Genomic DNA, 3,332 nt, shown 5'->3' on the forward strand with positions numbered 1-3,332 from the left:
CACCCCTCAACAGGGGTCAATATTCCATGCCGATTCACACGATTCCCGCCCCGGCGAGATTTTGGCCATCGGCACGTCCGGCACCAACAGCGTTGAAGTGCACGTCGCAGGAAAGGCCGCCCATGCCGGGGCTGCGCCCGAACAGGGCATCAGCGCGCTGGAAGAGGCCGCCCACATCATCACTGTCACGCGTGATCTGGACCTCGGGCCCGGCCGGCGACGCTTCCACTGGACACAAGTGATGCAGACCGGCGGGGCCCGCAACATGATCCCCGACAGCATCACGCTGCGCGGCGATCTGCGCGACATCAGCGACGCCAACGTCCGCCAGTTCGAGGTCGAGCTGCACAAGCGGCTCGCCGTGCCCGAGGCACCGGGCGCGAAGGTGACGGTCAACGTCCACATCAACCGGCCGGCGTTTACCGCCGACGCGGCCGGCCTGCGCCTGATTGCGCTGGCGCAGCAGCATTATCGCGATGCCGGCGGACCGGAACTGCGGGTGGTTCCACGCCTTGGTGGTGGCAGCGACGCCGGCTTTGCCGGCAGGGCTGGGGTGCCGGTGATCGAACTGCTGGGCCTGCCGAGTTTTGGTGCCCACAGCAGCGGCGACGAATATGTGCTGATTGATGCCATCCCGCGGCGGCTCTATCTTGCCGCCGCCCTGATCCGCACCGTCGGCCGCTTGGGCGCGGTGCGCTGACCCGTGCATGCACATGTGCCCCGTCCGACTGCGCGGATCGGGCTGGCTGCCATATGCGCTGCCGAACGCACCAATGCCGGAACGGGGTTGCCGCAGAGCCCGACGGCCATGGTTGGCCAGCTTGGGGTTGAAGGCTGGCCGGCAAGGGCATGGCGCATGCGCAGGCGCCAACGCGACCATCATCAACCAGCGAGGGTGACCGCAATGCTATCTGTCTCGACTTTCCGCCGATTAATCGCCGCGCTCTGCCTGGCGGCGTGCGAACAGGTGCAGGCAGCCGCGCCGCCGCCGGTAATTGTCACGCCTGCGGGCACGCTGCAGGGAGCCATGGAGGCCGGCCTCAAAGTGTTTCGCGGCGTGCCCTTTGCGGTGCCGCCGGTCGGGGACTACCGGTGGCGGGACAGCGTCATGGCACCGCCGTGGCGCGGCACGCGCGCGGCGATCGTCTCTGCGCCCCCCTGCGCACAGCGCGACTTCGGCTGGAACCACAGCGTGGCGGTGCGCAGCAGCGAGGATTGCCTCTATCTCAACATCTGGGTGCCCCGGAGCGCCGGGCCTCGCCATCGCCTGCCGGTCATGGTCTTTTTCCACGGCGGATCGAACATTGGCGGGTCGGCGACGGGCGACTCCGAGCTGGACCCCCCCTATGACGGTGCCTTGCTGGCGCGCCACGATGTTGTGGTTGTCACGGCCAGCTATCGCGTTGGCGTGTTCGGCTATCTCGCACACCCCGAACTGACCGCGGAGTCGCCGCACCGCTCGTCGGGCAACTATGGCCTGTCCGACATGGTGATGGCGCTGCGCTGGCTGCAGCTGAACATCGCAGCGTTCGGCGGCGATCCCGGACGGGTGACCGCCATCGGCCAGTCCGCGGGCGCCTGGAACATCGGCCTGCTGATGACGTCGCCGGCCGCCAGGGGCCTGTTCCACTGGGCCATCCTGCATAGCGGCAATGTCGTCGATGCCGGACCGCCTGATATCGATCTGGCAGCTGCCGAAGCGCACGGCAGCATGGTCGCCGCGCGACTGGGCGTTGCAGGCACCGGCAGCATCGCGGCCATGCGCGCCATGCCACCGGACAAGATTTTCGCTGCCTTCACCCGCAGGCCAGATCAGACCCGTCTTTCCATACCGACACCCATCGCCGACGGTCATTATGCGCAGGCGCTTCCGGCGCTGGCTGTCCGCGACGGCCGGGACATGGCAATCCCGCTGATCGTCGGCAACACCGCACGGGACGGCGACTTCCAGAACATGGGCACGCGTGGTTCTGCCGCGGCACGGTTGGCTGCCTCAGACGCGAACCGGCCGCTGGCGGGTGCTTTGCCGGAAACACCGCTTTCCGACGCTGGTCGAAAGATCCTCGCCGATTTCTACACCGATCCGAACCTGCGCGCCGACGCGCTTGCGCTCTATCTGGCGCCGGGCGCGGGCAACCGCGACATCGCAGCATCGACCGACATCAACTTCCGCTGTGGTGCCGTCGCTCTGGCCCGATGGCACAGCCGAGTTGCGCCGACATGGCGGTTTGAATTCTCGCACGGCTATGAACCGCTCGGCGCTGTTCACATCTGGGATATGCAATATCTTTTCGGGGTCCTGTCGCCACCCGCCGACCAGCCCCGCGACCATAATCTGGTTCGCAGCTTGCAACGTTATTGGGCGAACTTCGCCAGGACGGGCAATCCCAACGGCGGCGGCCTGCCAGGCTGGCCGACAGCCGATGACCGGGGTGCCGGGCTGCGCTTTGCCAGCAACGGCCCGGTGGCCGTGACGCACGAGGCCTTGCCGGAATGCCGCCTGTTTGATCGGCAGATCGCAGCCACATTGGAGGCTGGCCAACCGGCGCAAACGCGCTGAGCCCGCACGCCCCCGCCCCGCACTGGCGGCGCTGGCTCGGCCGGTCAGTTGGATTGACAACATCCGAGCACTCATCTATTGATAAGGCACTTTACTATTTGGGCTCTCCAGTGATTGAGCACTCCGTCGACATCCAAGCAGCACCTTACCGGGTGTTTTCCCTGTACTCAGATATAGGCGCCTGGCGACGCTGGGACAGCGAGGTTTCCGATGTTGCTTTGCCCGACGGATTGAAGCCTGGGAGCAAAGGGTGGCTGAAGCCCCGCGCCGGGCCAAAGGCCAAAATCAAAGTTACCAGCGTGGAGCACGGCGTTAGCTTCTTGGTGGAAAGTCGGTTGCTGCTCTGCCGTATGCTGTTCGATCATCGTCTGATGGCTATTGCCAGTGGAACCCGGGCCACACATACGGTTCGCTTTGAGGGGTTTTTGGCACCACTTTTCAGGGTATTGATCGGGCGGGCAGTCGATGCAACTCTGCCTGACACGCTCGCTGGCTTGAAGCGGCATGCCGAAGCGCTTGAAACTGGGACAGGTTCGTGAATGTCGGTTTCTAAAGACCACCACGTCCCGTTGGAATCCGGTTCGTATGCGCTTTTCGGTAGCTCGTATGCACGACCTCAAGCCAGCCCCGGCTTCCGGTTCTGGCGCGATTTCATGGTCTGGCAGCGCGGCTTGAACGAGCGTCTTCGACCATATGGTCTTAACCAGCCACAGTTTGCTTTGCTGGCGAGTTGTCAATGGACACCCAGTGTTACGAGCTAACGCGACACCCA

The 3,332-nt window shown here is 65.0% G+C and carries 3 protein-coding genes; all 3 read left to right on the plus strand.

The window, feature by feature from the left end; all coding sequences use genetic code 11:
- Positions 1-61 precede the first annotated feature (61 nt).
- The 3 genes from CHU93_RS00500 to CHU93_RS00510 all read left to right on the plus strand — a co-directional run bounded on the left by CHU93_RS00500 (position 62) and on the right by CHU93_RS00510 (position 3,099).
- Positions 62-700: a M20/M25/M40 family metallo-hydrolase gene (locus CHU93_RS00500; protein WP_165768536.1), complete on the plus strand. Its 639-nt coding sequence runs from the start codon at positions 62-64 to the stop codon at positions 698-700.
- Positions 701-808: 108 nt separating this feature from the next.
- The gene (locus CHU93_RS00505; RefSeq protein ID WP_094472270.1) at positions 809-2,560 is read left to right on the plus strand and encodes a carboxylesterase/lipase family protein; all 1,752 of its coding nucleotides are present in this window, start codon (positions 809-811) and stop codon (positions 2,558-2,560) included.
- Positions 2,561-2,670: 110 nt separating this feature from the next.
- On the plus strand, positions 2,671-3,099 hold the full coding sequence (locus CHU93_RS00510) for an SRPBCC family protein (RefSeq protein ID WP_094472271.1): 429 nt from the start codon (positions 2,671-2,673) through the stop codon (positions 3,097-3,099).
- The last annotated feature ends 233 nt before the right edge of the window (positions 3,100-3,332 follow it).

Source organism: Sandarakinorhabdus cyanobacteriorum, from assembly GCF_002251755.1.
Classification (GTDB): domain Bacteria; phylum Pseudomonadota; class Alphaproteobacteria; order Sphingomonadales; family Sphingomonadaceae; genus Sandarakinorhabdus; species Sandarakinorhabdus cyanobacteriorum.